General features: G+C 66.7%; 14 protein-coding genes and 1 pseudogene. 8 read left to right on the top strand and 7 right to left on the bottom strand.

Going from position 1 to position 20189, the window contains the following annotated elements; genetic code table 11:
* Positions 1–73: 73 nt before the first annotated feature.
* A pseudogene (locus tag AC1DBL_RS05485) lies at positions 74–320 on the bottom strand (LLM class flavin-dependent oxidoreductase); the annotation flags it as partial.
* A gap of 84 nt (positions 321–404) precedes the next feature.
* Between AC1DBL_RS05485 and AC1DBL_RS05480 the strand changes: the two are divergent.
* Both AC1DBL_RS05480 and AC1DBL_RS05475 read left to right on the top strand, forming a co-directional pair.
* Entirely contained in the window at positions 405–2552 is a 2148-nt protein-coding gene (locus AC1DBL_RS05480) for a transglycosylase domain-containing protein (RefSeq protein ID WP_476925719.1), read from the top strand.
* A 73-nt stretch (positions 2553–2625) separates the two neighbouring features.
* Positions 2626–3474 (top strand): SDR family oxidoreductase, encoded by an 849-nt coding sequence (locus tag AC1DBL_RS05475; protein WP_476908749.1) that lies wholly within the window; start codon positions 2626–2628, stop codon positions 3472–3474.
* A gap of 30 nt (positions 3475–3504) precedes the next feature.
* Here the strand turns inward: AC1DBL_RS05475 and AC1DBL_RS05470 are convergent, their stop codons facing one another.
* The gene (locus AC1DBL_RS05470) at positions 3505–4362 is read right to left on the bottom strand and encodes a 3-hydroxyacyl-CoA dehydrogenase (RefSeq protein WP_476925632.1); all 858 of its coding nucleotides are present in this window, start codon (positions 4360–4362) and stop codon (positions 3505–3507) included.
* A gap of 26 nt (positions 4363–4388) precedes the next feature.
* Positions 4389–5021 (bottom strand): TetR/AcrR family transcriptional regulator, encoded by a 633-nt coding sequence (locus tag AC1DBL_RS05465; RefSeq protein WP_441417632.1) that lies wholly within the window; start codon positions 5019–5021, stop codon positions 4389–4391.
* 70 nt (positions 5022–5091) lie between these two features.
* Here AC1DBL_RS05465 and AC1DBL_RS05460 point away from each other — a divergent pair, with 70 nt between their 5' ends.
* Positions 5092–7497, top strand: a complete 2406-nt coding sequence (locus AC1DBL_RS05460) for an alpha/beta fold hydrolase (protein WP_476925631.1) — start codon at positions 5092–5094, stop codon at positions 7495–7497.
* Positions 7498–7575: 78 nt separating this feature from the next.
* A complete protein-coding gene (locus AC1DBL_RS05455) occupies positions 7576–8163 on the top strand; it encodes a TMEM175 family protein (protein WP_476908746.1) in 588 nt (195 codons plus the stop codon).
* On the opposite strand, the gene AC1DBL_RS05450 is transcribed toward AC1DBL_RS05455, so the two are convergent.
* Together AC1DBL_RS05450 and AC1DBL_RS05445 are read right to left on the bottom strand one after the other, a co-directional pair.
* Positions 8164–9618 carry an FAD-dependent monooxygenase gene (locus tag AC1DBL_RS05450; RefSeq protein ID WP_476916891.1) on the bottom strand — a complete coding sequence of 485 codons (1455 nt, stop codon included), beginning with the start codon at positions 9616–9618 and terminating at the stop codon, positions 8164–8166. It lies immediately after the preceding gene.
* Between the two features lie 183 nt (positions 9619–9801).
* Entirely contained in the window at positions 9802–10599 is a 798-nt protein-coding gene (locus AC1DBL_RS05445) for a dioxygenase family protein (protein ID WP_441417629.1), read from the bottom strand.
* Positions 10600–10737: 138 nt separating this feature from the next.
* On the opposite strand from AC1DBL_RS05445, the gene AC1DBL_RS05440 reads away from it, so the two are divergent.
* On the top strand, positions 10738–11811 hold the full coding sequence (locus AC1DBL_RS05440) for a DNA polymerase IV (RefSeq protein ID WP_476892413.1): 1074 nt from the start codon (positions 10738–10740) through the stop codon (positions 11809–11811).
* Between the two features lie 757 nt (positions 11812–12568).
* On the opposite strand, the gene AC1DBL_RS05435 is transcribed toward AC1DBL_RS05440, so the two are convergent.
* The gene (locus AC1DBL_RS05435; protein WP_476892412.1) at positions 12569–13330 is read right to left on the bottom strand and encodes a GAF and ANTAR domain-containing protein; all 762 of its coding nucleotides are present in this window, start codon (positions 13328–13330) and stop codon (positions 12569–12571) included.
* A gap of 322 nt (positions 13331–13652) precedes the next feature.
* Between AC1DBL_RS05435 and fdh the strand changes: the two genes are divergently transcribed.
* The 3 genes from fdh to nrfD are packed head-to-tail and all read left to right on the top strand — an operon-like array spanning position 13653 to position 19063.
* On the top strand, positions 13653–16967 hold the full coding sequence (gene fdh / locus AC1DBL_RS05430) for a formate dehydrogenase (protein WP_476925630.1): 3315 nt from the start codon (positions 13653–13655) through the stop codon (positions 16965–16967).
* On the top strand, positions 16968–17978 hold the full coding sequence (locus tag AC1DBL_RS05425; protein WP_476892410.1) for a 4Fe-4S dicluster domain-containing protein: 1011 nt from the start codon (positions 16968–16970) through the stop codon (positions 17976–17978). It abuts the gene before it with no gap.
* Positions 17975–19063 carry an NrfD/PsrC family molybdoenzyme membrane anchor subunit gene (gene nrfD, locus AC1DBL_RS05420; protein WP_476925629.1) on the top strand — a complete coding sequence of 363 codons (1089 nt, stop codon included), beginning with the start codon at positions 17975–17977 and terminating at the stop codon, positions 19061–19063. Before AC1DBL_RS05425 ends, nrfD begins: the two co-directional genes overlap by 4 nt.
* A 62-nt stretch (positions 19064–19125) precedes the next feature.
* On the opposite strand, the gene selD is transcribed toward nrfD, so the two are convergent.
* A complete protein-coding gene (gene selD / locus AC1DBL_RS05415) occupies positions 19126–20151 on the bottom strand; it encodes a selenide, water dikinase SelD (protein WP_476925628.1) in 1026 nt (341 codons plus the stop codon).
* Between the last annotated feature and the right edge of the window lie 38 nt (positions 20152–20189).

Raw genomic sequence — 20189 nt, 5'->3', positions numbered from 1 at the left:
GCCGGCACACGGGAGAGCTCCTGCACGAGGGCTCGGGTTCGCCGGCGTAGCTGCGCCCGAAGCGGTCAAGTCCGCCGTCGAGGTACCCCATCTGGTCCCGGGCATCCGCCTGGGCCCGGGAGTCCTCCTCGGCCATATAGAGCGGGTTCTCGTAGCGCATGTCAATCACGCCGGTGCCGAGTTCGATGCGCGAGGTGCGGCGGCGATTGCGGCGAGCAGCGGAAACGGCGAGGCCTGCTGTTCCGCAAAAAATGGTGAACTCTCACAGGGACTCGGGCTCCCGGAAGCGGACGGGTGTCGCGCCTCACGGATGCCGGCAGCGGGAAGGCCTTCCGGCACTGGTCCTTCGGGGGCGGCCCGGCCTAATCTGGGCACAGATTTTGAGCGTGATAGCTGGACAGAAAATGGCGCAGAAAAAGCGATTCGGAGCTCGGCTGGCCGCGGCCTTTAGGAGGGTCCTCGGGTTCTTGATAGTGAGCGCGTTCTGCGGTGTTCTGGCCGCCAGCCTGGTGGTCCCCGGTGTGGCGGCGGCCGGCGTCGCCGTCAGCAGATCAATCACGTTCTTTAATAACCTTCCCTCCGAGCTGGCCGTGACTGCGCCGTCGCAGTCAACCAAAGTCCTGAGCGCGGACGGGAAACCGATTGCCACCTTCTTCGCGGAGAACCGTGTGAAGGTGAGGCTGGACCAGATGTCCCCGTACATCAAGGATGCGATTGTCGCCATCGAGGACAGCCGCTTCTACGAACACGGCGGCGTCGACCCGCAGGGCATTCTCCGGGCGCTCACCTCCAACCTGACCGGCGGCGCGAGGCAGGGAGCATCCACGCTCACCCAGCAGTACGTCACGAACGTAATCAACGAGTCCCTGCTGTCGGCGGACCGGAGCGATCAGGTCATCCTCAGCGGGCAGAAAAACATCGGCGACAAAGTACGCGAGATGAAGCTCGCCATCGAGCTGGAAAAGAAGTACACCAAGGCACAGATCCTGGAGGGCTATCTCAATATCGTGTTCTTCAGCCGCGACGCATACGGCATTGAGGCCGCAGCCAGGCATTTCTTCAGCACCACCGCCAAGGCTCTCACCCTGCCCCAGGCTGCCCTGCTGGCCGGCCTGGTCAACAGTCCCAGCTTTTACGACCCCGCCGTCCATCCGGAAAACTCCATCAAGCGGCGCAACCAGGTCCTGGACAAGATGCTCAGCGAGGAAAAAATTACCCAGGCTGCCCATGACGCCGCCGTCGCCAGCGGTGTCAGGCTGAAAATCGCCGCCGCAAAGCAGGGCTGCTCCGCGGCGGACATGGCCCCGTACTTCTGCGACTATGTCTCCCACCTGATCCTCAACAACCCGGCCTACGGCGCCGACACCACGGAACGCGAAAGGAGGCTGTACCGCGGCGGCCTGACCATCACCACCACGCTGGACAGCAGGCTGCAGGCGGCCGCCCAGGTGCAGGTCGACGCCACAGCCGGGGCCAACCCGGACAAATGGGGCGCGTCCCTGGTCTCTATCCAGCCGGGCACCGGCAAGATCCTCGCCATGGCGCAAAACACCGTGTTTCTGCCCGCCCCAGGAAAGTTCGACACCCAGCTGAACTTCAACGTCGATTCCAAGGACGCCAACGGCAAGGACCTGAACGGCGCCGGCGGATTCCAGCCCGGGTCCACAATGAAACCGTTCACTTTCGCGGAGTGGCTCAATGAAGGCAAATCCATGCTCACCAAGGTGGATGCTTCCCGGCGGGTCTATCCGCTGGACTTCCCCTGGAAGTCCAGCTGTGGCAAGGTCCTCGGCGCCTACAACACAGCGCAGAGGGCCCTCGGTGCCGCCGACGACTTGAAGAACAATGATGAGGGTTACTACCGCAAGATGCCCGTCAATTTCGGGCTCTACAACTCCATCAACACGGCAACCTTCGCCGAGGCCGCCCAGCTGGACTTCTGCGGCATCCAGAAAATGGTGGACACGGTGGGCCTCCACAGCGGCGTGGACAACGCCCGGGTGAACATGCACCAGCTGGGCAACTTGCTCGGGGCCATCGGCGTGGCGCCGCTCCATCTGGCGAATGCCTTTGCCACCTTCGCCGCCGATGGCAAGTACTGCGCCCCCATCGCGATCACCGCGGTGACCGATGCCGCCGGACGGGAGCTTCCGGCCCAGGCCAGCGACTGCCGGAGCGCGGTCAGGCCCGAGGTGGCCCGCGGCGTGAATGCCGTGCTGCAGGACGTGCTGAAACGGGGGTCGGGAATCTACATTGAACCCAAGGTCCAGGCCCGAGTTCCGGTGGCTGCCAAGACCGGCACCTCCAACAACAATGGTGCGACCTGGGTGGTCGGCTACACCACCGGCCTCGCCACCGCATCGTTCTTCGGCGACACCCTGGCGGGCCAGAAACGGCCAGGCCAGAACGTCACCATCAACGGCAAGTTCTACCGGAACATTGACGGTTACATGCTCGCCGGCCCGCAGTGGGCCAACTACATGCAGCAGGTGGCCCCGCTCTACCCCGCCGCACCCTTCCCGCCGCCGCCCAAGTCGATGACCAAGCCCTGAGCCTCGCTCCGCCCCGGTACCGAGTCCGATGACAACTCTTGCTCTCCACGGCCGCTGCGCGTATGAGAGAAGCATGAGTTCGCAACGGGACGTCCTCCACGGACGCGTGGCGGTCGTGACCGGCTCGACACGCGGTTTGGGTTTTGCCATGGCGCGGCTGCTGGGGCACCAGGGGGCGACCGTGGTGCTGGCGTCAAGATCCGACGCCGACGTCGCCGCCGCCGTGGAGCGGCTGAGAACGGAAGGGATCGCGGCGTCCGGACGTCGCTGCGACACCGGGGAGCTCGCCGACGTGGAGGCCCTTCGCGACGAGGCGCTAAGCCGCGGGACGCTCGACATCTGGGTCAACAACGCCGGAGTCTCCGGCGTCTTCGGGCCCACGGCGTCCACACCGGTCGACGACTTCACGCGGGTGGTGCGCACAAACATCCTCGGCACGTTCCACGGATCGAGAGTCGCGTTGCCCGTGTTCCTCGGCCAGGGCCGCGGCGACCTCGTCAACGTCTACGGCCAAGGCGACCGGGGGCCCGTCGCGCTGCAGAATGCCTACGCGTCAAGCAAGCGCTGGGTCCGGCAGTTCACCGAGACGTTGCGGCTGGAGACCCGAGGCACCGGCGTCCGGGTGCATGGCATGAACCCGGGGCTTGTGGTGACGGACCTGCTGGGGCACATCACGTCCCAGCCGGGGTACGACCATCGGCTGGGCGCGTTGCAGGTCGTCGTCGGATTGTGGGGGCAGACCCCCGACGACGCCGTGCGCCCACTCCTGGATCTCGTAACGTCGGACGCGGCCGAGTTCCGGTATCTGACGAAGACCACCATGGTGACCCGTGGGGTGCGCAACGTGCTGGCCGGACGGCTCCGCCGGGCCAACCGGATGCCACTGAGCGTCACGGTCCTGGACGCGAACGGCCGGGGCTGACACCCTGGACGCACGTGGCGCCGGCATGGCTCAGTACCGGTAAAAGCCCTCGCCCGTCGCGACACCGAGCTTGCCCATGTCGATGTAATTGTCCTTCAGATACTTAGCGAATGCCTGAGACCCGGCGTCCGGCGAGGAGGCGGCGATGTTGTACGCGGTGCCCAGGCCGACGACGTCGAAAATCTGGAACGGTCCGCTCGGCGCCCCGGTGGCAATGCGCCAGGTCTTGTCGATTGTCTCCGGGCTGGCGATGCCCTGCAGCAGCAGGCCGGCGGCCGCGTTCAGCAGCGGAACCAGCAGCGAGTTCAGCACGTAGCCGGCCTTCTCCTTCTTGATCTCGATCGGCTCCAGGCCGCTGTTCCGCGCGAACTCGACGACGGCGTCGAACACTTCCGGGTCGGTGTCGGCGGTGCCCATCACCTCGGCGATGTTTTGCGCCCAAATGTTGTTGGCGTAATGGATGGCGAGGAAGCGGTCGGGGCGGCCGGTGGACTCCTTGAGGTCGCTGGGCAGCAGGGTTGAGGAGTTGGTGGCGAAGATGGTCCTGGCGGGGGCCAGCTCCGCGAGTTTGCGGTACACGTCCCGCTTGAGCTCGAGCAGTTCGGGTACGGCCTCGATCACGAGGTCCGCCTCGGAGACGGCGTCCCCGAGGTCGGCGGTGAGGCGGAGGTTGCCGAGAGCCGCCTCGGCCTTGCCCTCCCCGGCGCCGGCAATGTTCGCCGCCCGGTAGATGCCGGCGAGCTGCGCGAAGCGGGAGCGGGCCTTGTCGAGGGCCTCATCGTCGAGGTCGTAGGCGGTGACGGCGAACCCGTGGAACGCGGCCTGGTAGGCGATTTGGGAGCCGAGTACTCCGGCGCCAAGCACGGTGAGGGTCTTGATTTCTGCCATTTGCGTTCTTCCTTTCGGCGCGGACGTTACCGTCGGCCGGGGTTGTCGGAGCCGTAGATGCTGCGGATCCAGATGGTCGATAACACGTGCAGGGCGCTGGACTCCGGGATGGCGGGACTCTCCTGGTTGAGGACCGCGGTGATCACCCGTTCGTTCATCAGGTTGAGGCTTACGGCCAGGTCGTGGGCGTCGACGCCCTCCGGCGCAGCGCCTCGTGCCTGCTCGGACCGGATCACGTCGCTGGAGAAGTCGACCCATGACTGCATCGACTTGGACCAGAGCGCACGCACCTCCTCGTTGCGGGCGCGCGCCGCGATCGCCGCCGTGGAAACACCCCGGTGGGCCGCGAACACCTCGACGAACATGCCAATGGAACGGGTCCAGGCTGCCGCGGGGTCGCTCTCGAAATCGCGCGGCAGGTCACCGACCCGGTGCTCCACCTCGGTGATGACACGGTCCAGCAGGGCCAGCAGCACCTCGTCCTTGGACCCGAAGTAGAAATAGAAGGTAGGGCGTGAAATGCCGGCGCCGCGGGCCAGCTCCTCAATCGAAATATCGTCGAAGGCCCGCTCGGCCAGGAGGGCCTCGGCGGTAATCAGGATTGTGTCCTGGCGCTCATCACCCGAGACCTTTGCGGAGCGTCTTCCTCGCTGAACCATGCCGACCATCCTAATCCAACTTTCCGACGCCGTGTTGACTCTCTCAACACTAAGTCGATAACTTGGCGGTATGAGCGAACACGTGGATGTGTTGATTGTCGGCGCCGGGCTGAGCGGCATAGGCTTCGCCAGCCGGCTGAAACGCGAGATGCCCGGGAAGTCGTTCGCGATCCTGGAATCCCGCAGCGCCGTCGGAGGCACCTGGGACCTCTTCCGGTACCCCGGCATCCGCTCCGACAGCGACATGTACACGCTCGGCTACTCCTTCCGGCCCTGGGCCGGCGCCAAGGCCATCGCCGACGGCGATTCGATTCGCGAATACATCCAGGCGACGGTCGCGGACGAGGGTCTCGAATCGCGGATCCGGCTGAATTACCGGGTCGTCTCGGCCGAGTGGTCAAGCGAAACCGCGCTGTGGACGGTGACGGCGGTCCCGACGTCGGGCGGCGAGTACCGCCAGGACGCTGCGGCATCCCGTCCCGGCAAGCCGGCCACCTTTACCTGCTCGTTCCTGTCCGTCTGCTCGGGTTACTACCGCTATGACGAGGGCTTCACCCCGGCCATCGAGGGCGCCGACACCTTCACCGGATCGATCGTCCACCCGCAGCACTGGCCGGCCGACCTCGATTACGAGGGCAAGCAGGTGGTGGTCATCGGCAGCGGCGCCACCGCGGTGACGCTCGTGCCGTCGATGGCGAAGACGGCCGCCAGGGTCACCATGCTGCAGCGCTCCCCCACCTACATCGCCCCCGTGCCCTCCCGGGACCACCTGGCCGACCGCCTCCGAGGCAAGATGCCCGCCCAGCTGGCTTACGACGTCGTCCGGGCCAAGAACATTCTCTTTTCGATGTTCACGTACCAGCTCAGCCGGCGGCGGCCGGAAACGATGAAGGCGATCCTCCGGAAATCAGCCGTCGCCAAACTGCCGGCCGGCTTTCCGGTCGACACGCACCTGGCCCCGTCGTATCAGCCCTGGGACCAGCGGGTCTGCGCCATCCCCAATGGGGACCTTTACCGGGCGATCAGCGCCGGCACTGCCGACATCGTGACCGACGAGATCTCCCGGATCACCCCGGACGGGATTGACCTGGTTTCCGGCGGATCAATTCCTGCCGACGTGATAGTCACGGCGACCGGGCTGAACCTGCTGGTGATTGGCGGAATGACCCTCACCGTGGACGGCGAGCCCGTGGACGTCGGCAAGACCTTGACCTACAAGGGCATGATGCTCGACGGCGTACCCAACTTTGCGCTCACCATCGGCTACACGAACGCGTCATGGACGCTCAAGGCCGATCTGGTCGCGGGTTATATCTGCCGGCTGCTCAAGCACCTCGACCGCCGGAACCTGCAGTGGGTTGCACCCGCGGCGCCCGGCGACGTTGCGGACGCGGGGCTGATTTCGCTGATCGACCTGAAAGCCGGGTACATCCTGCGCGGCGCGGACAAGCTCCCCCGGCAGGGCGCCAGCTCACCCTGGCGGCTGCACCAGAATTATCTGCGCGACTTCGCCCTGCTCAGGGCCGGCCGGGTCACGGACCACGTCCGTTTCGGCCGGCGCGGGCAGCAGGTGCGCGCGTTCGGACGTACGACGGCGGCGCTTGGCCCTCTTGAGCTTCCGGGAACGGGATACGTCGACGTCGGCGGTGCGCGGCTGCGCTTCCGGAAGACCGGCAGCGGGGATCCCGTGCTGCTCCTGCACGGCATCGGCCAGAGCCTGGAGGATTGGAACGAGCAACACGATCGTCTCGCGGCACGGCACACGGTCATCAGCGTGGACCTGCCCGGGTTCGCGTACTCTGCCCGCCTCTCCGGGCCGGCGACGTTGGCAAAGCTTGCCGACGCCCTGCCGGCCTTCCTCGACGCCGTCGGGGTGCACGAGCCGCTGCCCGTGATCGGCAACTCGCTCGGCGGGGCCGTCGCCATGAAACTGGCGGCCGACCATCCGGACCGCGTCTCCGCCCTGGTTCTTGCCAACAGCGCCGGATTCGGCAAGGAGGTTGCGCTGGTCCTGCGCCTGCTTACCATTCGGCCGCTCGCGGCCCTGCTCACGCGTCCCGCTGCGGCGGCCTCCCGCCGCACGGTCGAGTCGATCTTCTATGACAAGAGGCTGGTGACCGACGCCCGGGTTGGCCACGCTTTCGCCCTGTCGCGACGGGCCACGCACCGCAAGTCGCTGCTGGACGTCGCCCGCGACCTTGGCACAGTCTCCGGCGTTCGGGCCGAATGGCGGACGTCCCTGCTTGGTGCTCTGGCGACGTCGGAGATACCCGCCCTGGTGTTGTGGGGCTCCCACGACCACATCCTGCCGTTTAGCCATCTGGCGGCGGCGACGGCGGCACTGCCGCAGGCCGAGTCACATGTCTTCGCGAAGACGGGGCACATGCCGCAGATCGAGCGGCCTGACGAGTTCGCCGCAGTGGTGGAGGAGTTCCTTTCCCGGCGCGTGGCGGGGAGCGAGGCTGCCAACATCTGATCCGACCGGCGTTGCCGTTGCCGTTGCCGTTGCCGTTGCAGTCTGCCGCGAGCATGATGACTTGATGGAGGAAACGGTGTGAATAAGAACCGCCTGGAGGCGTTCAGCGACGGCGTGCTGGCCATCATCATCACGATCATGGTCCTGGAGCTGAGGGTGCCGGAGGAACCGACCTGGCATGGCCTGGCCGATGTCCTGCCAACCTTCCTCAGCTACCTGCTCAGCTTCGTTTACGTTGGAATCTACTGGAACAACCACCACCACATGATCCACCTGGCCGACCACGTCAACGGGACAATCCTCTGGGCGAACCTGCACCTGTTGTTCTGGCTTTCGCTGTTCCCCTTCACGACCCGCTGGATGGATGAAACCGGCTTCGTCCGTGTACCGGTGCTGGTCTACGGGATGAACTTATTCTGTGCAGCCATCGCCTACTTCATTTTGCAGCAGGCACTGATCCGCCAGCAGGGCAGGGACGGCGCCCTGGCACGCGCTGTCGGCCGGGACTGGAAGGGCAAGGCGTCGCCGCTGATTTACCTCACCGGGATTGCCGTGGGCGTCGTACAACCGCTGCTCGGGCTTGCCGTGTACACCGTGGTGGCCCTGATCTGGCTGGTGCCGGACCGCCGGGTTGAGCACTTTGTCACCCAGGCGGGCCGTGGCTAGTCAGCCCTGAGGCCCGAACCACCTGGCCAGCGCCTCGGCCAGCCCCCGCGAGGTTCCGTCTCCCGTCCACGCCACATACCCGTCCGGACGGATCAACACGGCAGCCGGGGCGCTCACCGGACCGATCACCGGAAGCTCCCATCCGCCGTCGTACATGGCGTCCACCGGCTGCACCCGGTCCGCCCACGGCCCCGGGTCGACTCTGCCCGGCGCCCCGAGGTTGAGCAGCACCGCGCGGGCGTTGTGCAGGAAGCTGAACACGCGCAGCGGACCGCTGGCGGTGACGACGTCGAGATCGGGCATCCGACGCCCGAGCAGCGGATGCCCCTCCCCCAGGTCGTAGCGGACGTCGAGGCCGGAGATGAGGCCGCCAAGCCGTTTCCGGGCCTCATCGATCGTCAGCAGGCCGGCCACAGTGTCGGCCAATGCGCCGATGCGCGGGTCGGACCGCTGCATAACGGACTGTGCCATCGTGTGCTGTAGCGCGCGTGCCCCGGCGGGGTGCCGCTCGGCGTGATAGCTGTCCAGCAGGCCCTCCGGCGCCTGTCCCTTGACCACCTGGGCGAGTTTCCAGCCGAGGTTCACGGCGTCCTGGATCCCAAGGCCGATCCCCTGGCCACCCGACGGAGAGTGGATATGCGCGGCGTCCCCGGCGAGCAGCACACGGCCGCTGCGGTAGGCCGCGGCCTGGCGTGTGGCGTCGGTGAACCGCGAGATCCAGGTCGGAGTATGGACCCCGAAGTCCGTGCCGTAGACCTCGACCAGCGCCCTGGCGAGGTCAGCCAGGGTCGGCTCCGTGGCCGGTCCGAGATGCTTCTCGGTCACGACCACCCGCATGGTTCGCCCGTCCTCCATCGGGTGCAGCCCGTGGACCCCCACCTCGTCGATGCGCATGCCCGTTGGCGTCTCCTCCGTCACCTCCACCTCGGCGATCAGGCTGCTCCTCGTCGCATCCCAGCCGGGGAACTCGATGCCGGCCGCCTTCCGGACGGCACTCCGGCCGCCGTCGGCGCCTATAAGGTACAGCGCGCGCCTCGCACCGCCGTCGGCGAGATGGACGGTGACACCGCCGCTGTCCTGCGCAAAGCCGGCAACGTCGAGCCCCCGATGGACCGGCACACCCAGCTCTTCCACCCAGCCTGCCAGGATCCGCTCGATGTGGTTCTGCCACAAGCCGAGCGTGTACGGATACCGGGTAGGAAAGTCACCCAGGTCCAAGGCCGTCGTGCCGAAGAATGCCGCCTGGACGGCCTTGCCCTCGGCGAGGAACCGGTCTGCAATCCCGCGCTGGTCGAGGAGTTCGATTGTCCGCGAGTGGAACCCGCCCGCTCTCGAGCCCACCAGTCCCGGCGTCGGTCGGCGTTCCACAATTGCCACATCTATCCCGGCCAAGGCGAGCTCGCCGGCCAGCATCAACCCCGTCGGACCGCCGCCCGCAACGATCACATCAACCACCAATACCCCCGCCTCTCCGCGCCTTCTCCAGGCTGGCTTCCCCGGCACCGCTTCCGGCACCACCGAGCCAGTTTGAAGCATGAAGGGGGCCTTGCCGCAAGCCCCTTAGGGCGCGGTAGATTGGAAGAAGAGCGGGGCATCCGCAGACCGGACCGGAGGAAGTCCCGCAGCAGGTTTCTTGGCTTAGGTCAGGGTCCAGGAGCGCTTCGACAGGCCGAACCAGAACCCGTCGATGGCGGTCTTGGCCTGCAGGTCACCGGACTCGTAGGCAGCGCCGAGCGCCACATACAGCGGTGCCCAGTGCTCGCTGCGGGGGTGCGCCTCGCGGGCTGCCGGGGCCTTGTGCAGGAAGTCCAGGATAGAGTCGACGTCGCCGCGCGCCATCGCTTCCTCGGCCCACTGGTCGAACTCACGGGAGACCGACGGCGGGGTGCTGTCGGGTCCCCCGGCGGGGTTGAACCAGCGCAGGTTGTGTGTGGTGAAGCCGGATCCGACGATCAGCGTGCCGCGGTCCCGCAACGGCGCCAGCGACTTGCCCAGATCGAACAGGCCCTGCGGATCAAGGGTGGGCATCGACATCTGCACCACCGGTACATCCGCGTCCGGGAACATCTCCTTGAGCGGGACGTAGGCGCCATGGTCCAGGCCGCGGCTCTCGTCCCGCTCGACGTGATGGCCATGGCCGACCACAAGCTTCTCCACCTCGGCGGCCAGCCCGGGAGCCTGCGGGGCGTCGTACGTGACGTCGTAGTACTTCTGGGCGAACCCGCCGAAGTCGTAGACCAGTCCCGGGTTGCGCCCGGTGGCACTGAGGGTGACCGGGGCGTTCTCCCAGTGGGCGGACACCATCAGGATGTCTTTGGGCTTGTCAAAGGTGGCGGACCAATTCTTGAGTTCACCCGTCCACGTCGCGTCGTCAGCCAGCGGCGGCGCGCCATGGCTGAGGAAAAGAACCGGAGGGCGGTCGAGTGTCGAAGTCATGCCTTCAGCTTAGTCGGCTTTACTTGAAGGTTCAAGCTTCGTGAATCACATAGTGAGGGCTAGCTTCCCCGGACCGGCGCCGCAAACTCGACTGCTGCGGCCGATGCCTGCCGGTGATGTTTAGGGCAGACTGGTGGCGTGGACGGAATCCGGTGGGTGCTGCACGTCGATCTCGACCAGTTCATCGCCGCCGTCGAAGTGCTCCGGCGGCCGGAGCTTGCGGGCAAGCCGATCATCGTCGGCGGCCGCGGCGATCCCACGGAACGGGCGGTGGTCTCCACCGCGTCCTACGAAGCCAGGGCGTTCGGGGTGGGATCCGGAATGCCCTTGCGCATTGCGGCCCGGAAAGTGCCCGACGCCGTGATCCTGCCCGTCGATCACGAGGCATACCTCGCGGCGTCTGAAACGGTGATGGCTACCCTGCGCGCGCAGCCGGGCGCCACCGTCCAGGTGCTGGGTTGGGATGAAGCCTTTGTCGGCATCGAGTCAGAGGATCCGGAAGCCTACGCCCGGCAGGTGCAGGCCGCCGTCCTGGAGCAAACGCAGCTGCATTGCAGCGTGGGCATCGGCGACACCCTGGTCCGTGCCAAGGTGGCCACCGGTTTCGGCAAGCCGGCCGGCGTCTTCCGCCTCACTTCCGAGAACTGGCTCGAGGTCATGGGCAGCCTGCCCACCAAGGAGCTGTGGGGCGTCGGAACCAAGGTGTCCGGCCGGCTGGCCAAGCTCGGCATCAACACTGTCGCCGAGCTCGCCGCCGCCGACCCTCAGGACCTGGTCCCGGAGTTCGGCCCCAGAATGGGTCCCTGGTACGCGGAGCTGGCACGTGGCGACGGCACCAGCGTGGTGGACGCCACCCCGTGGGTTGCCCGCGGTCACAGCAGGGAGACCACCTTCCAGCACGACCTGACCGAGGCAGCCCAGGTGGCCGGCGCTGTCAGGGAGCTGACAGCGCGCGTCCTCGAGGATGTTGCGGCCGAAGGACGACCCGTCATTGGGCTGACCTTGAAGGTTCGGTACGCGCCGTTCGTCACCAAGACCCACGCAAGGAAGATTCCCGAGACGTTCGACCGGGACGAGATCCTCGCGCAGGCGTTGGACCTTGCGGCCGCCATCGAAGCGGGCCGGCCCATCCGGCTCCTGGGCCTGCGGGCCGAAATGCCGATGCCCGACGACGCCCGGAAGGGTCACACCCCAACGCGCGGCGGCTGGTGACGCCGTCGTGCGGCGGCCGCAGCTAGCGGGCAGATCCGCGGGCGGATCAACTCGTCGGACCGTCGCAGGCGCTGGTCGCAGCCCGGCGACCGACCGTCGGCGCGCTGACGCCGCCGGGAATAGTGTCGTCACAACGGGTCCGTTCCAGCCATACTCCGATACTCTGGAAGAGGTCAGGCAGTGGCCTCCGTTCTTTTCCAGAGGACACACTGTATGCCCGCGAAACTCTCCGTAACTGTCGCCGTCGACATGGACGCCGCCGCCGTTACCCTTCGACCCACCGGCCGGTTGACCCCCAGGAACGTTTAAGGCCTCCTTGCTGTGGTGCGACGCGCGACGCGCGTCCTGCCCGGCTTTGACGTCCTGCTTGATCTTGACCAGCTCCTCGTGGATTGCCCTGAAACGCTCCCCGCCCTTAGCCAGGCCGGGGCCCGGACCATTCGCAGCCATCACCCACGCGCCGGGTGCCGCCCCAGTGCCCCAACGCGGACGGCCGCGTGATGGAACTAAGCAGCTCCGGCTACCACGAGCGGATATTCCACCATTTCGGGAGATGGCCGTTCGTGCCCGCTGAAGACCTGTTGAAGTTGCGCCAATCACTGCGTCAGGCGCAGAGCCTCGGCGGCCGGACCGGCGCCAGCGAGCTCCTTCTCCTTGTCGATGAGGAAGTAGTCAGGCGCCGGGGCGGCGCACCGCGCGACGATGAGCCCTCCGGGGACGGGGCAGGCGCGAACTGACGATCTGCCGCGGCACTGCCCTACTTTGGACGCGGAGGTATTTCGGTCGACATTTCTCCGCTACTGGTCAGGTTTTCTGCCACCTCACGCAGTTTCGTGTTGGACGTGGTGCTGGCGCGTGAGAGGACCAGAAAGGCCTGCTGGGCGGTTAGTTTGTAACGCTCCATGAGGATGCCTTCGGCCTGGCCGATGAGCTGGCGGGAGACCAGCGCCTCATTGAGCTGGCTGATTTTCTGGGAGTCGGCGAAGGCCACCGCTGCGTGGGCGGCGACGAGCAGCCCAATTTGCTCCGACTCTAGGTCGAAAGCGTTCGGACTGGCGCCATACAGGTTCAACGCACCCAGCCGGTCGCCTTCGACGAACAACTGGATTGAAAGCATGCTGCGCGCCCCAAGCTCAACGGCGCCGCGGGAGAAGGCCGGCCAACGGGTCTCACTGCTGAGGTCGGGCACCCGCACAATCCGGTCTTCGTAGGCCGCGTCCAGGCACGGCCCCTGTCCGGATGTGCTTTGCAGAGCGTCAACCCTGCGGGGAAGGTCTCCCGAAGCGACCGGTGAATCGATCTTCTTCCGGCCAGTGACCACGCTGATGGACGCATCGGCGGCGCCGGGGATGAGCTGGACGGCGGCCTGCACTATCCCGGCAAGCACCCTGTCGGGATCATGTTCGTGCTGCAGCTCCCTGGCCAGGTCGCTGAGCCGTGTGGCCAGTCCGCCGCTGCCACTCCCGCCCTGTTCTGGCTGCCCGGAAGGGCCGTCCGTCTGTGATGCGTCGGTGTTCATCTGCTCACCTCAGTTCTTCCGTATGCGCTGATACTACGTCCGGAATCTCCTGCCGGACCCTCTCGGCAGGGGTTTTCTTCCGGCACCGGACGGCCAAGCATTAGCTCGGACTTCGGCCCACAATGTCCGGCCCCCGGGTCCCGGCGCCGCGATGCGGACAAGCCGCACTTATCCAGGACTTCTCCGGATTTGTTCGACGGCTCGCCTGGATAACGGCGGCCGTGCACTCCAACGGCCCGCTGAAACGTCGGAGGCGATGGGCAGCACGGAACGCTTCATCGACACCCTGTCGTTGGGGCCCCGGATTGTGTAGGCTCCTGCCATGGCTCGGCGCATTTTTCTTCAGTGGCCGGTCGTCCGGCAGTTCAGCACGGGCGATCTGCTGGGACGCGGCCCGGCGGTAACCTCCCCGCGGACGAGGGACATCACCCCGCGCACGGCCACCGCAGACCGCGTCGTGCAGAGCGTGTGCCCGTATTGTGCCGTGGGCTGTGGACAGCGGGTCTACGTCAAGGACGAAAAGGTCGTTCAGATCGAAGGCGATCCCGATTCGCCGATTTCCCGTGGCCGGTTGTGCCCCAAGGGCTCGGCGAGCGAGCAGTTGGTCAACTCGCCGGGCCGACAGACCGAGGTGCTCTACCGTGCGCCACGCTCCACCCAGTGGCAGCATTTGGATCTGGAAACTGCCATCGACATGGTGGCGGACCGCTTCGTCGACTCCCGCCGCCGGACCTGGCAGCAGGAAGACGAAAAAGGCCGGCTGCTTCGACGCACCATGGGCATAGCCTCGCTGGGCGGGGCAACCCTGGACAACGAAGAGAACTACCTGATCAAGAAACTCTTCACGGCTGCCGGAGCAGTGCAAATCGAGAACCAAGCCCGCATTTGACACTCCTCCACGGTTCCCAGTTTGGGAGCCTCGTTTGGACGCGGTGGTGCGACGCAATCACTGCAAGATATGGCCAACGCCGACTGCATCATCATTCAGGGTTCCAATATGGCCGAATGCCATCCTGTGGGATACCAGTGGGTTGCGGAGGCCAAGGCCCGCGGAGCGAAGGTCATCCACGTCGACCCCAGGTTCACGCGCACCTCGGCCGTCGCGGATAAGCACATCCCCATCCGGGCCGGCTCTGACGTTGTCCTCCTGGGCGCGCTGATTAACTACGTGATCACCAACGACCTGTGGTTCAAGGAGTACGTCAGCGCCTACACGAACGCGGCCACGCTGGTTCACGCCGATTACCGCGACGCCGAGGACCTGGGCGGCCTGTTCTCCGGCTACGATCCCGAAACCGGAGCATACGACATGGCGTCATGGTCGTACGCGGAACAGGGCGGAGGCACCATCGGGGACGCTGGGGCGGGCACCGAGCACGGCTCCCACGCGTCGGATCGGGCCGCGGGAGACCAGTTCGGCAGCGGGGGCCCCGCCCTGGAACACGCCCAAGTGCAGCGTGACGATACCCTGCAGGACCCCCGGACCGTCTTCCAGATCCTGAAGCGCCATTACGCCCGTTACACCCCGGAGATGGTCCAGGATATGTGTGGCATCAACGCCAAGGACTTCGAGTATCTGGCCCACGCCATCACGGAAAACTCGGGGCGCGAACGGACAACGTGCTTTGCCTACGCCGTCGGCTGGACCCAGCACACGCTCGGAGCGCAGTTCATCCGGGCCGCCGCTATCCTGCAGCTTCTGCTCGGCAACGTGGGCCGCCCGGGCAGCGGAATTATGGCCCTGCGCGGGCATGCAAGCATCCAAGGCTCCACGGATATTCCAACCCTGTTCAACCTGCTGCCCGGTTACCTGCCGATGCCCAGCGCCGGACGCCACGACACCTTCAGCGAATACCTGGATGCGATCGCGTCGAAGAAGCAGAAGGGCTTCTGGGCGGACGCCGACTCCTACGTCACCAGCCTGCTGAAGGCCTGGTGGGGCGACGCCGCGACCGCGGAGAACGACTGGGCCTACGATTACCTTCCCAGACTGACCGGAGCGCACGGCACGTACCAGACGGTGATGGACATGCTCGAGGACAAGGTGGAGGGCTACTTCCTGCTCGGACAGAACCCCGCCGTAGGTTCGTCTAACGGCCGGATGCAACGCCTTGGCATGTCGCACTTGAAGTGGCTGGTGGTGCGCGACCTGAACCTCATCGAGTCGGCGACCTGGTGGAAGGACGGCCCGGAGATCGAATCGGGCGAACTGCGCACCGAAGACATCGAGACCGAAGTGTTCTTCCTGCCTGCAGCAAGCCACGTCGAAAAGGCCGGCTCGTTCACGCAGACCCAACGGCTGCTGCAGTGGCGGCACCAGGCGGTGGCACCGCCTGGTGCGTGTCAAAGTGAATTGCAGTTTTTCTTTGAGCTGGGCCAGCGGATCCGCGAAAAACTGGCGGGTTCGGAGGATGAACGCGACCGTCCGCTGCTCGACCTCACCTGGGATTACCCCACCGACGAACACGGCGAGCCCGACGGCGAGGCGGTGCTGGCCGAGATCAACGGCCGCCACCTCAGCGGCCCGGACGCAGGCAAACCGCTCTCCGCGTATACAGAGCTGCGCGCCGACGGTTCCACGTCGGCGGGCTGCTGGATCTACACCGGCGTCTACGCCGACGGCATCAACCATGCCGCCAACCGGAAACCGGGCCATGAGCAAGGGCCTGCCGCCTCGGAATGGGGCTGGGCCTGGCCGGCCAACCGCCGGATCCTCTACAACCGGGCGTCGGCCGACCCGGCCGGTAAACCGTGGAGCGAGCGGAAGAAATACATCTGGTGGGACCAGGAGCAGGGACGTTGGGTCGGAGACGACGTTCCCGACTTCCCGGTTGACCGTGCTCCGGGCAGCCAACCCGACCCCGATCTCGGTGGTCCGGCCGCCCTGACAGGAGATGATCCCTTCATCATGCAGTCAGACGGCAAGGGATGGTTGTTTGCGCCGAAGGGCGTCGTCGACGGTCCCCTTCCCACCCACTACGAACCGCAGGAATCGCCGGTGGCCAATGGCCTTTACCCGCAGCAGCAAAATCCGGCCCGGCTGGTGTACCCCCGCGCAGACAACCTCAGCGCACCAAGCGCCGGTAGCAGTGGCGCGGGCGTCTACCCCTACGTCTTCACCACCTACCGGCTGACCGAGCACCACACGGCCGGCGGAATGAGCCGCTGGTTGCCGTACCTCTCGGAGCTGCAGCCGGAAATGTTCTGCGAGGTCTCTCCCGAGCTGGCCGCTGAGCGCGGGCTTGAGCCGTACGGGTGGGCCACCATAATTTCGGCCCGCTCCGCCATCGAGGCGAAGGTGCTCGTCACCGAGCGGATGAAACCGCTGGCCGTCGGCGGCCACACCGTCCATCAGATCGGGTTGCCGTACCACTGGGGCGTCGGAGCGGATGCTGTGGTCAGCGGTGACGCGGCCAATGACCTGTTGGGCGTGACGCTGGACCCCAACGTCCAGATCCAGGAATCCAAGGCCGCCTCCTGTGACATCCGTCCGGGCCGCCGGCCCCGCGGGGCGGAGCTGCTTGCCCTGGTTGCTGAGTACCAGGCCCGGGCCGGAGCGACGACCGAGACCGGGAACCGACTCGTTACCGATCCGCGCGGCACCGTTCCGGATGCCGACTCGATGTTGGAGGATTAGATGGGCCAGCTGTCCGGACCGACCGACCCCGCCGCCGATGCCCGGTGGGAGGACCAGCAGCCGCGCAAGGGGTTCTTCACAGACACCTCCATTTGCATCGGCTGCAAGGCCTGCGAAGTGGCCTGCAAGGAGTGGAACCACAACCCCCACGACGGGAACCTGGAGCTGCTGGGATCCTCCTATGACAACACCGGAGGACTCGGCGCCAGCACCTGGCGGCATGTTGCCTTCGTTGAACAGGGCCAGGAACGCATTACCGAGGCGCGGGAATCCGGGCGCGCGCTGGTCAACCTCGGCATGCCCCGCATCGGGCCTCCCCCGACGGCGGCGTCCGCCGGGGCGGACCTGGCGAATGTGGATACGACGCCGCCGGACACCGCAGACTTCCGTTGGTTGATGTCCTCCGATGTCTGCAAGCACTGCACGCACGCCGGGTGCCTTGATGTCTGCCCGACCGGAGCGCTGTTCCGCACCGAGTTCGGCACGGTGGTGGTCCAGGACGATGTGTGCAACGGCTGCGGAACCTGCGTGGCCGGGTGTCCCTTCGGCGTGATTGAGCGCCGCAGCGACGGCATGGTGGCGGTGGCCGCCCAACGGGAGGAGCCGCACGCCAAGCAGCCCGCCGTCCCCAACGTCGGCGTCGCCCAGAAGTGCACGCTGTGCTACGACCGGCTGGTCGACGATGAGACGCCCGCTTGCGCTAAAGCCTGCCCGACGACGTCCATCAAGTACGGCAACCATGACGACATGGTGGAGACGGCCCGGGAACGGGTCGCCGCCCTGCACCAGCAGGGACTCACGGAAGCCAGGCTCTATGGTGCGAACGAACTCGACGGCGTCGGCGGAACCGGAGCGGTCTTCCTCCTGCTCGACGAACCGGAAGTGTACGGGCTTCCGCCGGATCCGAGGGTGCCAACCGCCGATCTGCCGCAGATGTACCGGCGGGCCGGTATGGCCGTCGCCGGCATGGCCGCCGCCGCGGCGCTGGCTTTCCTGGGAGGGCGCGCGTGACCCACTCCGAGTTCGACAGCTTTCGGCCGCCCGAACCTGCCCGCCGGCGTCGGGCTGGCGGCAAGCGCGGCACCGGCCGCCGCGACGGCGGTGACGGTTCCCGAGAAATGCCTATGGTCCCGGAGCCGGAATTCACCTCGTACTACGGCCGTCCCGTGGTCAAACCGGCACCCTGGACCGAAGATGTGGCCGCCTACCTGTTCCTTGGCGGCGTGGCGGCCGGCTCTGCACTGCTCGGTCTCGGCGGCCAGCTGACCGGGCGGCCGACGCTGCGCCGGAATGCCCGGCTGAGTGCCCTGACGGCAGTAAGCATGGGCACCGTTGCGCTGTTGAAGGATCTGGGCAGGCCGGAGCGCTTCCTGAACATGCTGCGGACCATCAAACTGACCTCGCCGATGAGTGTGGGCTCGTGGATTCTCAGCGCATTCAGCGTGGGCGCGGCGGTCTCGGCGGCAGCGGAGGTCGATCGGATGACCGGAGCGCGGTTGCCGCTGGGTCCGTTGCGGAACCTGCTGTACGCGGTCGAGGGACCGGCCGGCTTCGAGGCCGCGTTTTTCGCCGGACCGCTGGCAGCGTACACGGCGGTCCTGCTCGGTGACACGGCCACCCCCACCTGGAACGCCGCGCACGAGGAACTGCCCTTCGTCTTCGTGAGTTCCGCGGCCCTCGCTTCTGCCGGGCTCGCGATGATCACGACTCCGGTACAGGAGGCGGGCCCGGCCCGGAAACTTGCGGTGCTGGGCGTGATGGGTGACGTGGTGGCCATGCGGGTGATGGAGCACCGGATGGACCCGGTGGTCGCCGAGCCCCTGCATCAGGGCAAGGCCGGTGTCATGCTGAAATGGAGCGAGCGGCTAGCCGCTGCGGGCGGACTGGGGGCACTGTTGGGCGGACGCAACCGGGCGGTGGCCGCGGTCTCGGGACTGGCACTGCTGGCCGCCTCGGGGCTGACCCGGTTCGGGGTGTTCGAGGCCGGCCTTGCCTCGGCTCGGGACCCGCGGTATACGATCGAACCGCAGAAGAACCGTCTCGCCGCCCGCCGCGCCGCCGGCATCACCGGAGACTCGATCACCACTGCCGGCTGACGAGTCCGCTGTGCTCTAGGGGATGCTGATCTAGAGGACCGTGGGTTCAGGAGATCCCGGGTTCAGCGGATTTCGATGCCCTGACCGACGACGGTATGCCCGATCACTGGATAGCCTGGCACCTCGCCGACCACGAGCAAGCCGCCGGAAGTCTGCGCATCGGCAAGCAGCAGCAGATCGTCTTCAGTGACGCCCGCCTCGGCCCGCAGGTGCGGTCGAACCCAATCGAGGTTGCGCCGCGTCCCGCCGGAGACAAAGCCGTCCCGCAACGCCTCCCGGGCGCCCTCGACGAGTGGCACGGCCGCCCGGTCGATCACTGCACCCACTCCGGAGGCGCGGCACATCTTGTACAAATGTCCAAGCAGCCCGAAACCCGTCACGTCCGTGGCCGCCCGCACGCCGGCCGCCACCGCGGACTCGGCGGCGCCGCGGTTTAGGCGCGTCATCGTCGCCACGGCTTCCGCGAACACTTCACCGGTCTGCTTGTGCCGGTTATTGAGCAGTCCGACGCCGATCGGCTTCGTGAGGGTGAGCGGCAGCCCGGGCCGGGCGGCGTCGTTGCGCAGCAACCGGTCCGGATGGGCGACGCCGGTGACCGCCATGCCGTATTTCGGCTCCGGATCGTCAATCGAATGCCCGCCAATCACCGGGCACCCCGCCTCGGAGGCGACGCTCAGGCCGCCGCGGAGCACTTCAGTCATCAACTCGAGCGGCAGCACGCCGCGGGGCCAACCGACGAGGTTGATTGCCATGATCGGGCGGCCGCCCATGGCGTAAATGTCAGAGAGCGCGTTGGCGGCAGCAATCCGGCCCCAGTCAAAGGCGTCGTCGACCACGGGAGTGAAGAAGTCGGCGGTGGACAATACCGCCAGGTCGCCGCGCACCAGGACGGCGGCTGCGTCGTCGCCGCTGTCAAGACCCACCAGCACGTCCGCTCCTGGCTGGCCGGTAAGGCCGCGCACCGCTTCTTCGAGTTCGCCGGGCGGAATCTTGCACGCGCAGCCCCCACCGTGGGCATAGCCGGTGAGCCGGACTGCTCCGACGCCGTCGTTTTTGAGCTGCGGAATAGACGTCTCGGTCTCTTTCACACCCCTAGGCTACCCCCGGGGGCAATCTGCTACATTGA

The sequence above is a fragment of the Arthrobacter sp. 10T44 genome, assembly GCF_056393885.1.
The sequence above is the reverse complement of the archived record's forward strand: the minus strand, read 5'-3'. Positions and strand labels throughout refer to the sequence as shown.

What these genes read in the sequence shown, in the direction of transcription:
- AC1DBL_RS05475 (WP_476908749.1), top strand. Translation starts at nt 2,626, where the DNA reads ATGAGTTCGCAACGGGACGTCCTCCACGGACGCGTGGCGGTCGTGACC.
- AC1DBL_RS05470 (WP_476925632.1), bottom strand. Translation starts at nt 4,362, where the DNA reads ATGGCAGAAATCAAGACCCTCACCGTGCTTGGCGCCGGAGTACTCGGC.
- AC1DBL_RS05465 (WP_441417632.1), bottom strand. Translation starts at nt 5,021, where the DNA reads ATGGTTCAGCGAGGAAGACGCTCCGCAAAGGTCTCGGGTGATGAGCGC.
- AC1DBL_RS05480 (WP_476925719.1), top strand. Translation starts at nt 405, where the DNA reads ATGGCGCAGAAAAAGCGATTCGGAGCTCGGCTGGCCGCGGCCTTTAGG.
- AC1DBL_RS05460 (WP_476925631.1), top strand. Translation starts at nt 5,092, where the DNA reads ATGAGCGAACACGTGGATGTGTTGATTGTCGGCGCCGGGCTGAGCGGC.
- AC1DBL_RS05425 (WP_476892410.1), top strand. Translation starts at nt 16,968, where the DNA reads ATGGGCCAGCTGTCCGGACCGACCGACCCCGCCGCCGATGCCCGGTGG.
- AC1DBL_RS05445 (WP_441417629.1), bottom strand. Translation starts at nt 10,599, where the DNA reads ATGACTTCGACACTCGACCGCCCTCCGGTTCTTTTCCTCAGCCATGGC.
- AC1DBL_RS05435 (WP_476892412.1), bottom strand. Translation starts at nt 13,330, where the DNA reads ATGAACACCGACGCATCACAGACGGACGGCCCTTCCGGGCAGCCAGAA.